This window comes from Desulfobulbus elongatus DSM 2908 (genome assembly GCF_000621145.1).
Classification (GTDB): domain Bacteria; phylum Desulfobacterota; class Desulfobulbia; order Desulfobulbales; family Desulfobulbaceae; genus Desulfobulbus; species Desulfobulbus elongatus.
Genome location: NZ_JHZB01000009.1, coordinates 1 through 15,952, shown reverse-complemented (window position 1 = coordinate 15,952; position 15,952 = coordinate 1). Strand labels below are relative to the sequence as shown.

The following is a 15,952-nucleotide window of genomic DNA, read 5'->3' as shown; positions in this document are numbered from 1 at the left end:
GGGGTGGCCCGTTTGACGGGCAGAAAAGGGGAACGGCAATGATCATCAGCGCCAGCAGGCGGACCGATATTCCGGCGGTGTACGGCGAATGGCTGCTCAACCGGCTGCGCGAGGGGTATGTCCTGGTGCGCAATCCCTTCAATGCGCACCAGGTGTCCCGGATCGCCCTGGACCCGCAAATGGTGGAGTGTATCGTTTTCTGGACCAAGAATCCGGCGCCATTGCTGCCCCGTCTGGCGGAAATCGGCCGGCTGGGCCATCGTTTTTACTTCCAGTACACCCTGACCGCCTGCGACCGAATCATGGAACCGTTCCTGCCCGCACGACGGGAACGGATCGCCGCCTTCCGCGCCCTGGCCGACCGGATCGGGCCGGAACGGGTGCTGTGGCGTTTTGACCCGATCCTGTTCACCCGCCGGCAGGGGCCGGAGGCGGTGCTGCGCGCATTCGCCGAATTGGCGGCCGGATTGCGCGGACATACCCGTCGGTGCACCATCAGCTTCGTCACGCTGTATGCCAAATGCCGGCGCAATCTGGAGAATATGGGCCTGCTCTCCGTCGACGATCGGGAAAGGATGGCCTTCGTCGGCCGGCTGGCCGCGATCGCCGCCGACCACGGCATCGCCGTTTACGCCTGCTGCGATCCCTTCCTCGACGAATGCTGCGGCATCGAGGCGGCCCGCTGCATCGACGACCGCCTGGTGGCGTCGATCCTGGGCCGGCCGGTGCGCATCCCCAGAGACAAGGGGCAACGGCCGGGCTGCGGCTGCGCGGCCAGCGTCGATATCGGCGCCTACGGCACCTGTCCGCACGGCTGCCGCTACTGTTATGCCAATGGCAGCGGGCGGACCGTGGCCGTCAATCGGGCGGCCCACGATCCCGGCTCGCCGCTGCTGGTCGGCAACCTGACCGGCCGGGAAACCGTCACCGAACGCACCGGCATCTCCCACTGTTCGCCCCAAGGCGTGCTGCCTCTGGCCGAGCCGCTGCATCCCCGCCCGGCTCCGGTCGCTCCTTTCCCGCCGCCCCCGTCGGCTGAGCCTTGACAGTGCCGGCAAATGGTTGTAATGCTTAACCTATTGAAAATGCGCCCGCTCGCGTCATCCGGCCTCGCCCGGAAGGACGCCGGCGGCGCCGACAACCCGGAGTCCTGCCGCCACTGAGCGGAGAGAAGGTACTATGTATACCATACAGCACGAAAAAGACGAAATGGTCATCCGCTTCGAGAAGGATCTGGTCGACGGCGAGACCCTGTCGCGATTCCTGAGCCATATCAACCTGCAATCCATGCTGAAGAAAAGCGCCGGCGGCGATGCCAGCGCCCGCCTGCGGGCCCGCAACCGGGTGGCCGGCCTGCCCACCGGCATCGCCCTGCTCCGCGATCCGACCCTGAACAAGGGCTCGGCCTTTACCCTGGAGGAGCGCGAGACCCTGGGCCTGACCGGCCTGCTGCCGCCCCGGGTGCACACCATCGACGAGCAGGTGCAGCGCATTCTCGAGAACCTGCGCAAGCAGTCCACCGACATCGAGCGCTACGTCTACCTCATCGCCCTCCAGGACCGGAACAAAACCCTGTTCTACCGGGTGCTGCTCGACAACATCGAGGAACTGCTGCCCATCGTCTACACCCCCACGGTCGGCCAAGCCTGCCTTCAGTTTGGCCATATCTTCCGGCGGCCGCGCGGCATCTACATCACCGCCCGCGACAAGGGACGGGTGGCGGAACTGCTCGGCAACTGGCCGTACAACGACATCCGCGTCATCGTGGTCACCGACGGCGAGCGCATCCTCGGCCTGGGCGATCTCGGCGCCGACGGCATGGGCATCCCGGTGGGCAAGCTGGCCCTGTACACGGTCTGTGCCGGCATCCACCCCTCGCTCAGCCTGCCGGTGACCCTCGACATGGGCACGGACAACGCCCGCCTGCTCAACGATCCGCTCTACATCGGTCTCCAGCATCCGCGTATCCGGGGCGAACTCTACGACGAGATGATCGAGGAGTTCATCCTCGCCGTGCAGCAGGTGTTCCCCGGCTGCATGATCCAGTTCGAGGACTTCGCCAACCGCAACGCCTTCCGCCTGCTCCAGCAGTACCGCGATCAGGTCTGCTGCTTCAACGACGACATCCAGGGCACGGCCGCGGTCACCGTGGCCGGCATCTTCTCGGCCCTGCGGATCACCGGCGGCGCCCTTAAAGATCAGCGCTTCCTGTTCCTCGGCGCCGGCGAGGCCGGGCTGGGCACGGGTGAGCTGCTGGTTTCGGCTCTGATCGAGGAGGGGCTGTCCCCGGAGGAGGCCCGCCGCTGCTGCTGGTACTTCGATTCCAAGGGACTGATCGTCAAGAGCCGCACCGACCTCAGCGGCCACAAGCGGCTCTACGCCCACGATCATCCGCCCGTCGCCGACTTTCACGACGCGGTGCAGGCCTTGGGACCGCAGGGAATCATCGGCGTTTCCGGCCAGCCCCGGCGGTTCACCCCCGAAATTCTGGAAACCATGGCCCGGATCAACGAGCGGCCGATCGTCTTTTCCCTTTCCAACCCGACGTCGAAATCCGAGTGTACAGCCGAGGAGGCCTACACCTGGACCGGCGGCCGGGCCATTTTCGCCAGCGGCAGCCCCTTCGGACCGGTGGTCGCCCACGGCCGCACGTTGTATCCGTCCCAGGGCAACAACGTCTACATCTTCCCCGGCGTGGGTTTGGGGGTGATGGCCAGCGGCGCGGTCCGGGTCACGGACGAGATGTTCCTCACCGCCGCCCGGGTCGTGGCCAGGGACGTTTCGGAAGCGGATCTGCGATTCGGCAGGGTTTTCCCGCCCCTGCCGCGCATCCGCGAGGTGTCGCTCGATGTGGCGGTGGCGGTGGCCGAGGCGGCCTATGCCAGCGGACTGGCCGGCAAGCCCAGGCCGGACGATTTGACCGAGACCATCCGCTCGCTGATGTTCGAGCCGGTGTATCAGAGCTATATCTGAGGCGTCGCGCAGCGGTGTTTCCCTTCCTCCCGGCGGATGTCCGCCGGGCACCGGTTGCGCGTTGCGGCGCCCCATGCCATGCAAGGAGGAACCCATGGAAACCTGTGCAGCCATCACCCAGCGGCGGGCGGTCAAGGCCTTCGATCCCACTCACCGCATGAGCGAGGAGGACATCGAACGGTTGTTCGGCCTGGCCGTATTGTCGCCCACGGCCTTCAATATCCAGAACTGGCGATTCGTGGTGGTGCGCGATCCGGAGTTGCGGCGGCGGATCCGGGAGGTGGCCTGGGACCAGGCCCAGGTGACCGACGCCTCGCTGTTCATCGTGCTCTGCGCCGATCTCATGGCCTGGGCCAAGGAGCCCGAGCGGTATTGGCGGGAGGTGCCCCAAGGGGTGCGCGACTTCGTGGTACCGGCCATCGACAGCTACTACCGGGGCAAGACCCAGGTGCAGCGGGACGAGGCCATGCGCTCCTGCGGCATGGCGGCCCAGACCCTGATGCTGGCGGCCAAGGACATGGGCTACGATTCCTGCCCCATGGACGGCTTCGATTTCGAGGCGGTCGCCCGTTTGATCAATCTGCCGGCCGATCACGTCATCGCCATGTTCGTTGCCATCGGCAAGGGCCTCGCCCCGCCGTGGCCGCGGGGTGACAAGCTGCCGCTCGGCGAGGTGATGGTCACCGACCGGTTCTAGCCGCAGACAAAGCGCAGGGACTTCTTTGCCGGGAAACGGCCGCCCGCGCCGGGTCCGGCCGGTCACCGCCTGCGGACAAAATCCTCCAGCCGGGGCGCGATCATGGGGCAGCCGCCCATGCAGTCGCCGATGGCAGCGATCTCGGCCTCTTCCAGGTCGACGAGCGCGGCGATCACGTCCGCCTCGCTGGCGCCGGCAAAGACGCCTTCGGCCGTGAACCAGCCGCCCCCCTCCCGATGGTGAAACCGGCTCCTGACCGCTTCGATCTGCCGCTCTCTCGGCAGGTCGACGAATTTTTCGTGCAGCATGGGCATGCCTCCCGAGGTGCGAGGAGCGGGCTGTCTGCGCCCGTCTACCAGGCGCCTGGCTCGACCTTGCCGAGAAAGATCCGGGTGCAGATCAGAATGTTGCGGGCGTTGTCGCCCGCCTGGATGCGGAGCAGCCCCTCGCGGATGATGATCTTCTTCAGCAGTTCGCGGCCGTTGGATTCGTTATAGTAGATGTCCGCGTCGAGGATGTCCTGGACGTTCTCCGGTTCGGTCTTGTCGACGATCAGTTCGATGCCGAGCTTGAGCAGGGGGTCCCTGATCTGGGGCAGTTCGCCTTCCAGGGCCAGCAAGCCCCGTTTGCAGGCGACCTCGCCCAGGTCGCGGAGTTGTTTGACGATCGGCACCAGGCTTTCCTGGTCCTCCCGGCTGCAGGCGGCCTTGGCGGCCAGGGCTAGATCTCGAAGCATGGGATGCACACACCTTTGGTGGCAACAGTGGGACGCGGGACCGGGGTGCACCATGCAACCCGCCGCTGGCCTCTGTCAGTCATTGTACCGCAAATCTCGTCGGCGCGACCAATGCCGGCCGCCCAGGTCACGCCGTCACGGCATGATGGTGCTGCCCAGCACCTTGAGAAAGGCGCGTATCCATTCCGGATGGGCCGGCCAGGCCGGACCGGTGACCAGGTTGCCGTCGACGTAAGCGTTGGAGAAGGTGTCGTTGACCTCCACCCAGGTGCCGCCGGCCCGGACGATGTCCGGCTTGACCGCCGGGTAGGCGGTGCAGGCCCTGCCTTCGAGCACGCCGGCAGCCACCAGCACCTGCTGGCCGTGGCAGACCGCGGCGATGGGCTTGGCCGCGGCGGCGAAATGGCGGACGATCTCGAGCACCCGCTCGTTGAGGCGGATGTATTCCGGCGCCCTGCCGCCGGGAATGACCAGGGCGTCGTAGCTCGCCGGGTCGATCTCGTCGAAGGTGGCGGTGACGGCGAACCGGTGCCCCGGTTTTTCGCTGTAGGTCTGGTCGCCCTCGAAATCGTGGATGGCGGTCTTCACCGTGTCGCCGGCCTTTTTCCCAGGGCAGACCGTGTGGACCTCGTGCCCCACCATCACCAGCATCTGGAACGGCACCATCGCCTCGTAATCCTCGACAAAATCCCCCACCAGCATCAAGATTTTCTTTGCTGCCATGCTGACCTCCTCGGATGAATTGGTTGGTGTGTTGGTGGTTGTCGTCCCGCAGGGTGCGGGGCCGACACAAGCGCATCAATTATCCTGCACCCGGCGGGAAAAAGCAATCCTTCCGGAGGCAATTACGGACAATGGTCACGACAGGGCGCCGTTTTCCGTCACCAGCCGGTAGCAGGGATTGTAGGCCGTGGTCGGCAGTTTCATCCGCCGCTGTTCGACAAAGGCGGTGAGCAAATCGTCGAGCGGCCGCATGATGGCCGCGTCGCCGCAGAGCTCGAACACGCCCTTTTCCTCGATGGCCCGGATGCCGGCATCCTTGACGTTACCGGCGACGATGCCGGAAAAGGCCCGACGCAGGTTGGAGGCCAGCAGGTGCGGCGGCTGGTTCCTGTGCAGATCGAGGGCGCGCATGTTCCCGTGGCTGGGCACAAAGGGGAGTTGCAGGCTGAGATCGATGTTGAGCAGCCAGTTGAAATAGAAGGCGTCGTCGGTCTTCAGCCGGAACCGATGCACCTCCTTCACCCCTTCCAGGATTTTCCTGGCCACGGCCTCGGGATCGTCGATGATGATCCGGTACATCTGCCGCGTGGCCGGGCCGAGGGTGTCGATGATGAAGCGGTCGATCTGCTCGAAATAGCCGGCGGCGGCGGCCGGACCGGTGAAGATGAGCGGCAGCGGGATGCGCGAGTTGTCCGGATCGAGGAGAATAGACAGGATGTAGAGGATTTCCTCGGCCGTGCCCACGCCGCCGGGAAAGACGATCACGCCGTGGCCGACGCGGACAAAGGCCTCCAGCCGTTTTTCGATGTCCGGCATGATCACCAGGTCGTTGACGATGGGGTTGGGCGATTCCGAGGCGATGATGCCCGGCTCGGTGATGCCCAGGTACTGGCCGTTGTAGATCCGCTGCTTGGCGTGGCCGATGGTGGCGCCCTTCATCGGACCCTTCATGGCGCCCGGCCCGCAGCCGGTGCAGATGTCGAGGCCGCGCAGGCCCAACTGGTAGCCGACCTCCTTGCTGTAGTCGTATTCGGCCGGGGTGATCGAGTGCCCGCCCCAGCAGACCACCAGGCGCGGCTCGGTGCGCGGCCGCATGATGCCGGCGTTGCGCAGGATGTGAAAAACGGCGTTGGTGATCCCGTCCGAGCTGGCGAGGTCGAAGCGGGGATTGTTGTTGATGGTGTCGTCGACATAAACGACATCGCGGAGCACGGCGAACAGGTGCTCGTTGATGCCCCGGATCATCTCGCCGTCGACAAAGGCGCTGGCCGGGGCGTTGCGCAGGTCGAGCTTGATGCCGCGCTCCTCCTGGATCACCCGGATGTCGAAATCCTGGTAGCGCTTGAGCAGTTCGCGGCCGTCGTCGAGATAGTCGCCGTAGTTGAGCACGGCCAGCGACGAGTTGCGGAAGAGCGGGTACAGCTCGCCGCGACTGGTGTCGAGCAGTTTGCTCACTTCCAGCCGGGAGAGGACATCCAGGCTGCCGTTGGGGCTGATACGGGCATCGATGACGTCGCGGGACACGGGTATGTTGAGGTTTTTCACGCTTGATCGTTCGGGAGAGGGAATCGGGTGGCGGCCGGGAATGACGCCCGGCCGCCCGGAGAGTCTGGTGGAATCAGGAGGTCCTGTTTTGTTCTTCGTTGGACGGCGGGATAATCGGGCGGCTGCCGATCGAAAGTATCGAAGTCGGTACCGGTCGCAGAAAATGCCGGACCCGCATCAGCCGCCGATACGGACGATGTCGCGGCCCTTGTGCTTGCCCTGCAGCAGCAGGCCGAGCCGTTCGTCCAGAGCTTCGAGGCCGGGAAGTTCGGTGGTGATGGCCTCGAGATGGTCGAGTTTCCATTCGCCGGCCAGTTTGGTCCAGATGTCGCGGCGCAGACCGGTGGGGCAGTTGACCGAATCGATCCCCAATAGGCTGATGCCGTTGAGGATGAAGGGGTAGATCGAGGTATGCAGTTCGCCGGAGGTGACGTTGCCGCAGCAGGTGACGGTGCCGCCGTAGCGGGTGGCCTTGATCGCCGTGCTCAGGATATTGCCGCTGACCGTATCCACCACGCCGGCCCAGCGCGGCTTGAGCATGGGGCGGCCGCTCTGGTCGTCGACCTCGGCGGTGGGGATCACTTCTTTGGCGCCGATCAATTGCAGGTAGGCCGCCTCGTTCGTCTTGGTGGTGGCCGCTGTCACCTGGTAGCCGGACTTGGCCAGGATGGCCACGGCGATGGAGCCGACGCCGCCGGTGGCGCCAGTCACCAGCACCGGTCCCTGGTCCGGAGCAACACCGTTTTCCATGAGTTTGTGACAGGCCAGAGCGGCGGTGAAGCCGGCGGTGCCGCAGATCATGCTCTCGCGCAGTGTCAGGCCCGCGGGCAGCGGTACCACCCAGGCGGCCGGCACCCGGATGTATTCGGCAAAGCCGCCGCTGGTGTTCATGCCCAGGTCGTAGCCGGTGACCACCACCGGACTGTCCGCCGGAATAGAGGCATCGGCGCTTTCGGCCACGATCCCGGCCGCGTCGATGCCCGGCGTGTGCGGATAGCGCCGGGTCACGCCCTTGTTGCCCGAGGCGGACAGGGCGTCCTTGTAGTTGATGGAGGAATAGTGCACCCGGATCAGGACCTCGCCGGCCGGCAGATCTTCGATGCGTTTTTCGCCGATGGCGCGGACAAACCGCCTGTCCCCGGCTTCTGAGACGATCATCGCTTTGAAACCCAAGTTTTCCATAATCCCTCCTGAAAGAAAGTGCAGGCAAAAGAGTGGTGCATGACCGGCTCACTATACGGTGTTTTGGCGCGCGGTTCAAGGCAGGGAAACAGGGGTGATTGCCGCGACCCGGCAAGAGCGGCTTTGCATTCCCCCGGCCGGATGGTATGAAGAGGACGTTTGGCAGCGGCGAGGCGCCGGCCCGGTCGGCGGAACCCGATTCCCGGCATTCATTCCCGCTTGACGGGAACACACGAGAAAGACAAGCAATGTTCAATCGCATCCTCGTCACCGTGGTAGTCTCGGTGTTCATCGCCCTGCTGGGCGTCGGCATCATCATCCCGATCCTGCCGGTCCTGGCGACCAAACTGGGCGCCTCCGGTTTCGCCCTGGGACTGATCACCGCCGCCTTTTCCCTGAGCCGGGGGCTGTGGCAGCCGGTGGGTCGGCAATCTCTCCGACCGCTGGGGCCGCAAGGGGTTTCTTGTGGCCGGACTGTTCATTTACGGCCTGGTCGGTCTGCTGATTCCCTTTGCCGGCAGTGTGTCGCATCTGGTGGCCATCCGCCTGTTTCAGGGTTTCGGCGCGGCGATGATCGTGCCGGTGGCCATGGCCTACGCCAGCTTCCTCTCCCCACCCGGCCAGGAAGGCCGCTATATGGGAGTCGTCAATATCGCCGTGTTTTGCGGCATCGGCTGCGGGCCGGTGCTCGGCGGCTATTGCGCCGATACCTGGGGCATGGCGACGGTTTTTCATGTGATGGCCGGCCTTTGTTTTTTCGCCTTTCTGCTGGTGTGGGGCAATATGCCCGCCTGCTGCCCGGTCGACCGGCAGCAACAGACCGGCTTGCTTGAAAACGTCAGCGGCATGCTGCACCGCCGCCGCACCGTGGGCATTCTCGTCGCCCGGTTCGCCACGGTGCTGATGATGGTGCCGACCATGGCCTTTCTACCGGTGATGATGGCCGGATGGCCCGGCAGCAGCGGCATGCAGACCGGCCTGGTGATCGCCAGCCGGACGCTGATGAACGCGGTGCTCCAGTATCCGTTCGGCGCGCTGGCCGACCGGTTCGACAAGGTGGTCCTGCTGCTCTGCGGCTGCCTCTGCATGAGTGTCGCCGTGGTGCTCATTCCGTCCGTGACCGGACTGGGCGCCATGATCGGCGTCTATCTCTTTCTCGGCTTCGGCGAGGCCGTTCTCTGGCCGGTGTTGGGGGCCTATGCCGTGGAGGAGGGCCGCGAGCGTTTCGGTCACGGCACCATGATGGGTGTGTTCAACCTGGCGATGAGCGCCGGGGTGTTCACCGGCGCCATCCTGGGCGGCCTCAGCTTGGACGCCCTTGGCATGCGCCATGCCTTCTGGGCCACGGCCGGTGCCATCGTCATCCTGTGTTTCCTGGCAGCCTTTCTGATCCGTTCCGGAGAAAGCGCGGGCGAAACCGAAGAGGGGGATGCCGTTGCCCGCTTCATGCCTCCCTCTCCTTAATGCTTTAAATTTGTTGATAATACATCTTTTTCTCGCCAGCGATCACTTGACGGGAAAAGTTATTCCGGTTATTAATTATGGTTTAACGTAAAGCGAGAGTGGTGAAATTGGTAGACGCACTGGACTTAGGATCCAGCGGGCCAGCCCCATGGGGGTTCGAGTCCCCCCTCTCGCACCAGTCGCTCCGTCATCAAGCACAGCGCGCGCCACCATCGAAGAGCGGGCTGACAAAAAAGCCAACGCCGCCGGCTTCGCCGGCCCGGCAAACCGAACAAGAGGAACCGCAGTCCATGGATATCGTCGTCGAACAACTCTCCGAATTGACAAGAAAACTGACCGTCACCCTCCCCAAGGAAACCGTGGGGCCGGCTCTTGCCAAGGCCTATGCCAAGATCAACAAAGATGTCAAACTGAGGGGATTCCGTCGCGGCAAGATTCCGCAGGGCGTGCTTGAAAACAACTTCAAGGAGCAGGTGCAGGCCGAGGTCGGCGAGAAACTGGTGCAGGAGAGCTATTTCGACGCGGTTGAACAAGAAAAACTCGATCCCGTGGTCCATCCCGAGATCACGGAGCATAGCTTCAAGGACGACGGCACCTTTGTGTACATGGCCATGGTCGATGTCAAGCCCCAGATCGACCTCAAGGCGTACAAGGGACTGGAGGTGGAAAAGCCGCTGGTTGTGGTGCGCGACGAGGAGGTCGACAAGGAGATCACCCTGCTGCAGCGGCATCAGGCGGTGCTGCAGACCGCCGAGGAGGGCCATGCCATCGCCATGGACGACGTAGCTGTGGTCGATTTTCAGGGCTTTCACAACGGCAAGGCCATGAAGGAAGTCAACAACGAAAATTTCAGCGTCGATATCGGCATGCACCGGCTCGGCAAGGACTTCGAGGAAAAACTGCTCGGGTTGAAGAAGGGTGACAAGACCCTCTACGAGATCACCTTTCCGGCGGATTATCCCAATCCGATGCTGGCAGGGAAGACCGTGGAATTCAAGGTCGACATCAAGGATGTCAAGGTGCGGATCAAACCGGCCCTCGACGACGAATTCGCCAAGGACATCAAGCCGGAACTGAACACCCTGGCCGAACTCCGTGACGACATCCGCCAGCGGTTGCAGCAATCCAAGGACGAGGCGCTCAAGGGCGATCTCGACGACAAGATCATGCTCAAGCTGATCGAGCTCAACCCCTTCGAGGTGCCGCAGCGGCTGGTCAACTACGAGATTCAGGAAATGCTCAAGCAGGCCGAGGAGAATCTCAAGCGGAGCGGCCTGTCGTTCGAGTCGGCCGGCATCAAGCTCGACGACCTGGTGGAAAAGAACCGGGAAATCGCGATCAAGCGGGTGAAGGGCGACTTCCTTCTCAAGAAGGTGGCCGAGATCGAGGAGATCAAGATCGCGGACGAGGACATCCAGCGTGGCTATCAGCGCATCGCCGACCAGTACCGCATGACCCTCGACGAGGTGAAGAAATATTTCAAGCGGCGGGAAGAGATCCTGCCGTTCATGAACGAGCTGCATAACGAGAAGGTGCTCAATTTCCTGCGTGAACAGGCAAAAATCACCGAAGTGGCGCCTGTGGAGGCCGCCGAGCAGACCCCGGCCTGACCGGGCCCCGTTGTTTCAATTGGCGGCGGGTCGCACAACCCGCCGCCGGGATATCATGTTCCGGAGTGGAAAGTATGAATCTGGTACCAATGGTTGTCGAACAGAGTCCGCGCGGCGAACGGGCTTACGATATTTATTCCCGGCTGCTCAAGGAGCGGATCATCTTTCTCGGCAGCCAGGTCAACGATGACGTCGCCAGTCTGATTGTGGCCCAGTTGCTGTTCCTGGAGGCCGAGGATCCGGACAAGGACATCACTTTTTATATCAATTCCCCCGGCGGATCGGTGACCGCCGGCATGGCCATCTACGATACCATGCAGTACATCCGCTGCGACGTGGCCACCCTCTGCCTGGGGCAGGCCGCCTCGATGGGCGCGCTGCTGCTGGCCAGCGGTGCCGCCGGCAAGCGGTTTGCCCTTCCCAACTCGCGGATCATGATCCATCAACCCATGGGCGGGTACCAGGGGCAGGCCACGGACATCGACATCCATGCCCGGGAGATCCTGCGGATGCGGCACGATTTGAACACCATTTTGTCCAGGCACACCGGCAAGGCGATGAAAAAGATTCAGGCCGACACCGAACGCGACAATTTCATGAGCGCGACCGAGGCCTGCGAATACGGTATCGTCGACAAGGTCTTGACCAGCCGCGAAGAGTTGGCTGCGGAGAAGGAACGGTGAACAACGATTTTCACGACGACCCGAGCCTGACCTGCGTTTGTTCCTTTTGCGGCAAGAGCCAGGAAGAGGTCGGTAAACTGATCGCCGGGCCCAATGTCTACATCTGCGACGAGTGCGTTGCGCTGTGCAACGAGATCATGACCGAATCCACCGACGGGGAGGGGGAGCAGTCCGAATTCGGCCAGCGGGTGCTCAAACCGAAGGAGATCAAGGCCTATCTCGACCAGTACGTGATTGGCCAGGATCATGCCAAACGCATCCTGTCGGTGGCGGTTCACAATCACTACAAGCGGATCAACGCCCCGCCTGTGGAGCACGATGATGTCGAGCTGCAGAAATCGAACATCATCCTGATCGGCCCGACCGGTAGCGGCAAGACCCTAGTGGCCCAGACCCTGGCCCGTCTGCTCAAGGTGCCGTTCACCATCGCCGACGCCACCACCCTGACCGAGGCCGGCTATGTCGGCGAGGACGTGGAAAACATCCTGGTCAGTCTGCTCCAGGCCGCTGATTACGACATCGAGAAGGCCCAGCGCGGCATCATCTACATCGACGAGATCGACAAGATCGCCCGCAAATCCGACTCCGCCTCCCTGACCCGCGACGTTTCCGGCGAAGGCGTCCAGCAGGCCCTGCTCAAGATCATCGAGGGCACCATGGCCTCGGTGCCGCCCAAGGGCGGGCGCAAGCACCCCCAGCAGGAACTGGTCCGCATCGACACCACCAACATCCTGTTCATCGTCGGCGGCGCCTTTGTCGGGCTCGACAACGTGATCAAGCGGCGCACCGGCACCCAGGCCATCGGCTTCGGCGCCAAGGTGGTCAGCCAGAAGGAACGGCCCATCGGCGAGATCCTGGCTTCGATCCAACCGGAAGATCTGCTCAAGTTCGGCCTGATTCCCGAATTGGTCGGCCGCCTGCCGGTAATCGCCACCATGGATGAATTGACGGAAGACGACCTCATCTGCATTCTCAGGGAACCCAGGAACGCGCTCAGCAAGCAGTACCAGAAGCTGTTCGCCTACGAGGGCATCACCCTGCGGTTCACCGAAGGGGCGTACAAGGCCATCGCCCAGAAAGCGCTGGCGCGCAAATCCGGAGCCCGTGGTTTGCGCTCGGTGATGGAGGAGTGCATGCTCGACGTCATGTATGAACTGCCTTCGGACGAGCACGCCACCGAATGCGTGATCAACGAACAGGTCATCACCCAGGGAGAGTATCCGGTCATCCTCTACGAAAACGCCGAAACAAAAAAGATTGCCTGATGTATGCCGATGAGTGAACTGACAGCCGAAACCTACCCCCTGATGCCGCTCAGGGATATCGTCCTCTTCCCCGGCATGGTGGCGCCGCTCGTGGTCGGGAGAAAGCGATCGATCCTGGCCCTGGAGGCGGCCATGGAGCAGCGCTCGCTGATCTTCCTGGTCACCCAGAAGGACGCCCGGGTGGACGATCCCGAACAGAAGCATCTGTACTCGCTCGGCACGCTGGCGTCGGTGATGCAGTTGTTGCGCCTGCCCGATGGCACCATCAAAGCCTTGGTGGAAGGCAAGCGGCGGGCGATCATCGTCGGCGCCTTCGAGGGCGGCGACCGGGAGGACGCGTTTTATTCGGTCCGGTTGGTGGAAGCCCCGGACGTCGACATCGAGCGGGAGGACGTGCCGGCCTATCTCCGCGAATTGCGCAAGGCCTTCGATCAGTACACCGTGACCAACAAGAAACTGCCGCGCGAGGTGTTGAAATCGATCACCTCGCTGGACGATCCTTCCCGGATGGTCGACCTGATTTCCTCCCATATCCAGCTGAAAACCGACGAGAAACAATCAATTCTCGAACTGGTCAGCCTGCCGCAGCGCATCGCCAAGGTGCTGGAGATCCTCTATCGGGAGATGGAACTCTCCGAGATGGAGAAGGATATCCACGCCAAGGTCAAGAAGAAGATGAACGCCACCCAGCGTAACTACTATCTCTCCGAAAAGATGCGCGCCATTCAGGAGGAGATGGGGCAGGGTGAGGGAGGCGACGACCTGACCGAGCTGCAGGAGGTGATCGACAAGAAACGCCTGCCCAAGGCGGTCAGGGAGAAAGTGCAGAAGGAGTTCAAAAAGCTGCGGCAAATGCCGCCGATGTCCGCCGAGACCACGGTGGTGCGCAACTACATCGACGCCATCCTCAGCCTGCCGTGGAAAAAGAAATCCCGCGCCAGGATCGATATCGAGCGGGCCGAGGTCGTGCTCAACGAGGATCATTACGGCCTGGAAAAACCCAAGGAACGGATTCTCGAGTATCTGGCCGTGCAGGCCCAGGTCAAGAAAATCCGCGGGCCGATTCTCTGTCTGGTGGGCCCACCGGGCGTCGGCAAGACGTCGGTTTGCCGTTCCATCGCCCGGGCCATGGGGCGGGAGTTCGTCCGCCTGTCCCTGGGCGGGGTGCGCGACGAGGCCGAGATCCGCGGCCACCGGCGAACCTACATCGGAGCCATGCCGGGCAAGATCATCCTCTCCATGCAGAAGGCCGGCGTGATCAATCCGGTGTTCTGCCTGGATGAAATCGACAAGATGAGCGTCGATTTCCGGGGCGATCCCTCGGCGGCCCTGCTCGAGGTGCTGGACCCGGAGCAGAATTTTGCCTTCAACGATCACTATCTCGACGTCGATTACGACCTGTCCGAGGTCTTCTTCATCACCACGGCCAACCACCTGCACGGCATTCCGGTGCCGTTGCAGGACCGCATGGAGATCATCCAGCTCAGCGGCTACACCGAGGAGGAAAAGCTCAACATCGCCAGCGAGTTCCTCCTGCCGAAACAGCTGGAAGCCAACGGGTTCAAGACCGAGGAGATCGCCCTGAACGACAAGGCCATCCTGGAGATCATCCGCCGCTACACCCGCGAGGCCGGGGTGCGCGGCCTGGAACGGACCATTGCCTCCATCTGCCGCAAGGTGGCTCGGGAACGGCTCAAGAACAAGGAGCCGCGCAAGAAGTACCGGATTTCGCCCCAGGCGGTCGAGCGGTATCTGGGCGTGCCCAAGTACCGATTCGGCCTCGCCGAGGAACGCAACGAAATCGGTTTGGCCACCGGCATGGCCTGGACCGAGGTCGGGGGCGAACTGCTCCAGATCGAGGCGACCATCATGCCCGGTTCCGGCAAGCTGACCATCACCGGCAAGCTCGGCGATGTCATGCAGGAGTCGGCCCAAGCGGCCATGTCTTACGTGCGTTCGCGGGCCATGCGCCTGGGACTGGACCCCGACTTCTATCAGAAGATCGACATCCATGTTCACGTGCCCGAGGGGGCGATACCCAAGGACGGGCCGTCGGCGGGCATCACCATCGCCACCGCCATCGTCTCCGCCATCCTCAAGCTGCCGGTGGACCGCACCCTGGCCATGACCGGCGAAATCACCCTCCGGGGCCGGGTATTGCCGATCGGCGGCTTGACGGAGAAGCTGCTCGCGGCCAAGCGGGGCAACATCACCCATGTCCTGGTTCCCAAGGAGAACGAGCGCAACCTGCGGGACGTGCCTCAGAAGATTCGCGGCAGTCTGGCCATCGATCTGGTGGACGATGTCGACGAGGTGTTGCAACGCGCCTTGATTCTGAGGGAAGGGGAAAACCTGTTCAAGGATGTGCCGCTGGATTCGATTTTCAGCGATTTCACCATTTCGGCGCACAACACTCCGGCGCATTGAATTGAGCCGGTCGTGCCGGCTGAAAAGCCGATGGCGAATTTGCTAATCGTCCAGTCCGGCTCTGTTTTTTTCTTGACGGACAAGAGTCCACCTGCTAAATAGACCGTCACCTTTCGGGGCGAATAGCTCAGCTGGGAGAGCATCGGCCTTACAAGCCGAGGGTCACAGGTTCGAGCCCTGTTTCGCCCACCATAAGCTACTGGAGTCGTAGTTCAGTTGGTTAGAACGCCGGCCTGTCACGCCGGAGGTCGCGAGTTCGAGTCTCGTCGGCTCCGCCAGTAAAATTCAGGCACTTAGCGCATGAGCGTTAAGTGCCTTTTTTCTTTTGGTGGGCCGTAGGTGGGCCGACAAGTTTTTTGGTTCATCCGGCAAACGCGTACCTGGGGTTGGAAGGAGTTGTGGAAAAGTGACATGACATGAGCGATGTTGTTTGGTGACGAAACCCGACAACACAAAGGAGCTCAGCCATGTCACAAACACTTTTATATCATGCCCTTGGCATCAAGGGCGTCTCCTATCGCAGCACGCACGTTCTTGGCAATGCCCTTGTCTTCTCTGTTGAAACGACCAACCGCCATGTTGTCTGTCAGACCTGCGGACATCGGTATTGTCAGTTTAAAGGGCAGACCGTTCGATGGTTCCGCATG

General features: G+C 62.7%; 13 protein-coding genes and 3 tRNA genes. 11 read left to right on the top strand and 5 right to left on the bottom strand.

Going from position 1 to position 15,952, the window contains the following annotated elements:
* Positions 1–38 precede the first annotated feature (38 nt).
* The 3 genes from Q362_RS19470 to Q362_RS0106585 all read left to right on the top strand — a co-directional run bounded on the left by Q362_RS19470 (position 39) and on the right by Q362_RS0106585 (position 3,670).
* A complete protein-coding gene (locus Q362_RS19470; protein ID WP_051553786.1) occupies positions 39–1,046 on the top strand; it encodes a DUF1848 domain-containing protein in 1,008 nt (335 codons plus the stop codon).
* Positions 1,047–1,179: 133 nt separating this feature from the next.
* Positions 1,180–2,973: an NAD-dependent malic enzyme gene (locus Q362_RS0106590; RefSeq protein ID WP_084312377.1), complete on the top strand. Its 1,794-nt coding sequence runs from the start codon at positions 1,180–1,182 to the stop codon at positions 2,971–2,973.
* 94 nt (positions 2,974–3,067) lie between these two features.
* Entirely contained in the window at positions 3,068–3,670 is a 603-nt protein-coding gene (locus tag Q362_RS0106585; RefSeq protein WP_028318043.1) for a nitroreductase family protein, read from the top strand.
* 62 nt (positions 3,671–3,732) lie between these two features.
* On the opposite strand, the gene Q362_RS0106580 is transcribed toward Q362_RS0106585, so the two are convergent.
* From Q362_RS0106580 to Q362_RS0106560, 5 genes are all read right to left on the bottom strand, one after another.
* Positions 3,733–3,978 carry a hypothetical protein gene (locus Q362_RS0106580; protein ID WP_028318042.1) on the bottom strand — a complete coding sequence of 82 codons (246 nt, stop codon included), beginning with the start codon at positions 3,976–3,978 and terminating at the stop codon, positions 3,733–3,735.
* Between the two features lie 44 nt (positions 3,979–4,022).
* Positions 4,023–4,406 (bottom strand): MotA/TolQ/ExbB proton channel family protein, encoded by a 384-nt coding sequence (locus tag Q362_RS0106575; protein WP_028318041.1) that lies wholly within the window; start codon positions 4,404–4,406, stop codon positions 4,023–4,025.
* A 135-nt stretch (positions 4,407–4,541) separates the two neighbouring features.
* Entirely contained in the window at positions 4,542–5,129 is a 588-nt protein-coding gene (locus Q362_RS0106570) for a DJ-1/PfpI family protein (RefSeq protein ID WP_028318040.1), read from the bottom strand.
* Positions 5,130–5,264: 135 nt separating this feature from the next.
* The gene (ppnN, locus tag Q362_RS0106565) at positions 5,265–6,653 is read right to left on the bottom strand and encodes a nucleotide 5'-monophosphate nucleosidase PpnN (protein WP_028318039.1); all 1,389 of its coding nucleotides are present in this window, start codon (positions 6,651–6,653) and stop codon (positions 5,265–5,267) included.
* Between the two features lie 198 nt (positions 6,654–6,851).
* Positions 6,852–7,856 (bottom strand): YhdH/YhfP family quinone oxidoreductase, encoded by a 1,005-nt coding sequence (locus tag Q362_RS0106560; RefSeq protein WP_028318038.1) that lies wholly within the window; start codon positions 7,854–7,856, stop codon positions 6,852–6,854.
* A 465-nt stretch (positions 7,857–8,321) separates the two neighbouring features.
* Between Q362_RS0106560 and Q362_RS19465 the strand changes: the two genes are divergently transcribed.
* From Q362_RS19465 to Q362_RS0106520, 8 genes are all read left to right on the top strand, one after another.
* Positions 8,322–9,320, top strand: a complete 999-nt coding sequence (locus Q362_RS19465; protein WP_051553784.1) for an MFS transporter — start codon at positions 8,322–8,324, stop codon at positions 9,318–9,320.
* Positions 9,321–9,412: 92 nt separating this feature from the next.
* Positions 9,413–9,498: transfer RNA gene (locus tag Q362_RS0106550), tRNA-Leu, on the top strand.
* 112 nt (positions 9,499–9,610) lie between these two features.
* Positions 9,611–10,930 (top strand): trigger factor, encoded by a 1,320-nt coding sequence (gene tig, locus Q362_RS0106545; RefSeq protein ID WP_028318037.1) that lies wholly within the window; start codon positions 9,611–9,613, stop codon positions 10,928–10,930.
* A 74-nt stretch (positions 10,931–11,004) separates the two neighbouring features.
* Positions 11,005–11,613 carry an ATP-dependent Clp endopeptidase proteolytic subunit ClpP gene (clpP, locus tag Q362_RS0106540; RefSeq protein ID WP_028318036.1) on the top strand — a complete coding sequence of 203 codons (609 nt, stop codon included), beginning with the start codon at positions 11,005–11,007 and terminating at the stop codon, positions 11,611–11,613.
* On the top strand, positions 11,610–12,878 hold the full coding sequence (clpX, locus tag Q362_RS0106535; RefSeq protein WP_051553781.1) for an ATP-dependent Clp protease ATP-binding subunit ClpX: 1,269 nt from the start codon (positions 11,610–11,612) through the stop codon (positions 12,876–12,878). The genes clpP and clpX overlap by 4 nt, the downstream gene beginning before the upstream one ends.
* Positions 12,879–12,887: 9 nt before the next feature.
* On the top strand, positions 12,888–15,305 hold the full coding sequence (gene lon, locus Q362_RS0106530; RefSeq protein WP_028318034.1) for an endopeptidase La: 2,418 nt from the start codon (positions 12,888–12,890) through the stop codon (positions 15,303–15,305).
* A 116-nt stretch (positions 15,306–15,421) separates the two neighbouring features.
* Positions 15,422–15,497, top strand: a tRNA-Val gene (locus tag Q362_RS0106525).
* Positions 15,498–15,506: 9 nt separating this feature from the next.
* Positions 15,507–15,583 (top strand) — tRNA-Asp (locus Q362_RS0106520).
* The last annotated feature ends 369 nt before the right edge of the window (positions 15,584–15,952 follow it).

Coding starts and splice junctions, on each gene's coding strand:
- Q362_RS19470 (WP_051553786.1), top strand. CDS start 39: ATGATCATCAGCGCCAGCAGGCGGACCGATATTCCGGCGGTGTACGGC.
- Q362_RS0106590 (WP_084312377.1), top strand. CDS start 1,180: ATGTATACCATACAGCACGAAAAAGACGAAATGGTCATCCGCTTCGAG.
- Q362_RS0106585 (WP_028318043.1), top strand. CDS start 3,068: ATGGAAACCTGTGCAGCCATCACCCAGCGGCGGGCGGTCAAGGCCTTC.
- Q362_RS0106580 (WP_028318042.1), bottom strand. CDS start 3,978: ATGCTGCACGAAAAATTCGTCGACCTGCCGAGAGAGCGGCAGATCGAA.
- Q362_RS0106575 (WP_028318041.1), bottom strand. CDS start 4,406: ATGCTTCGAGATCTAGCCCTGGCCGCCAAGGCCGCCTGCAGCCGGGAG.
- Q362_RS0106570 (WP_028318040.1), bottom strand. CDS start 5,129: ATGGCAGCAAAGAAAATCTTGATGCTGGTGGGGGATTTTGTCGAGGAT.
- Q362_RS0106560 (WP_028318038.1), bottom strand. CDS start 7,856: ATGGAAAACTTGGGTTTCAAAGCGATGATCGTCTCAGAAGCCGGGGAC.
- tig (WP_028318037.1), top strand. CDS start 9,611: ATGGATATCGTCGTCGAACAACTCTCCGAATTGACAAGAAAACTGACC.
- clpP (WP_028318036.1), top strand. CDS start 11,005: ATGAATCTGGTACCAATGGTTGTCGAACAGAGTCCGCGCGGCGAACGG.
- lon (WP_028318034.1), top strand. CDS start 12,888: ATGAGTGAACTGACAGCCGAAACCTACCCCCTGATGCCGCTCAGGGAT.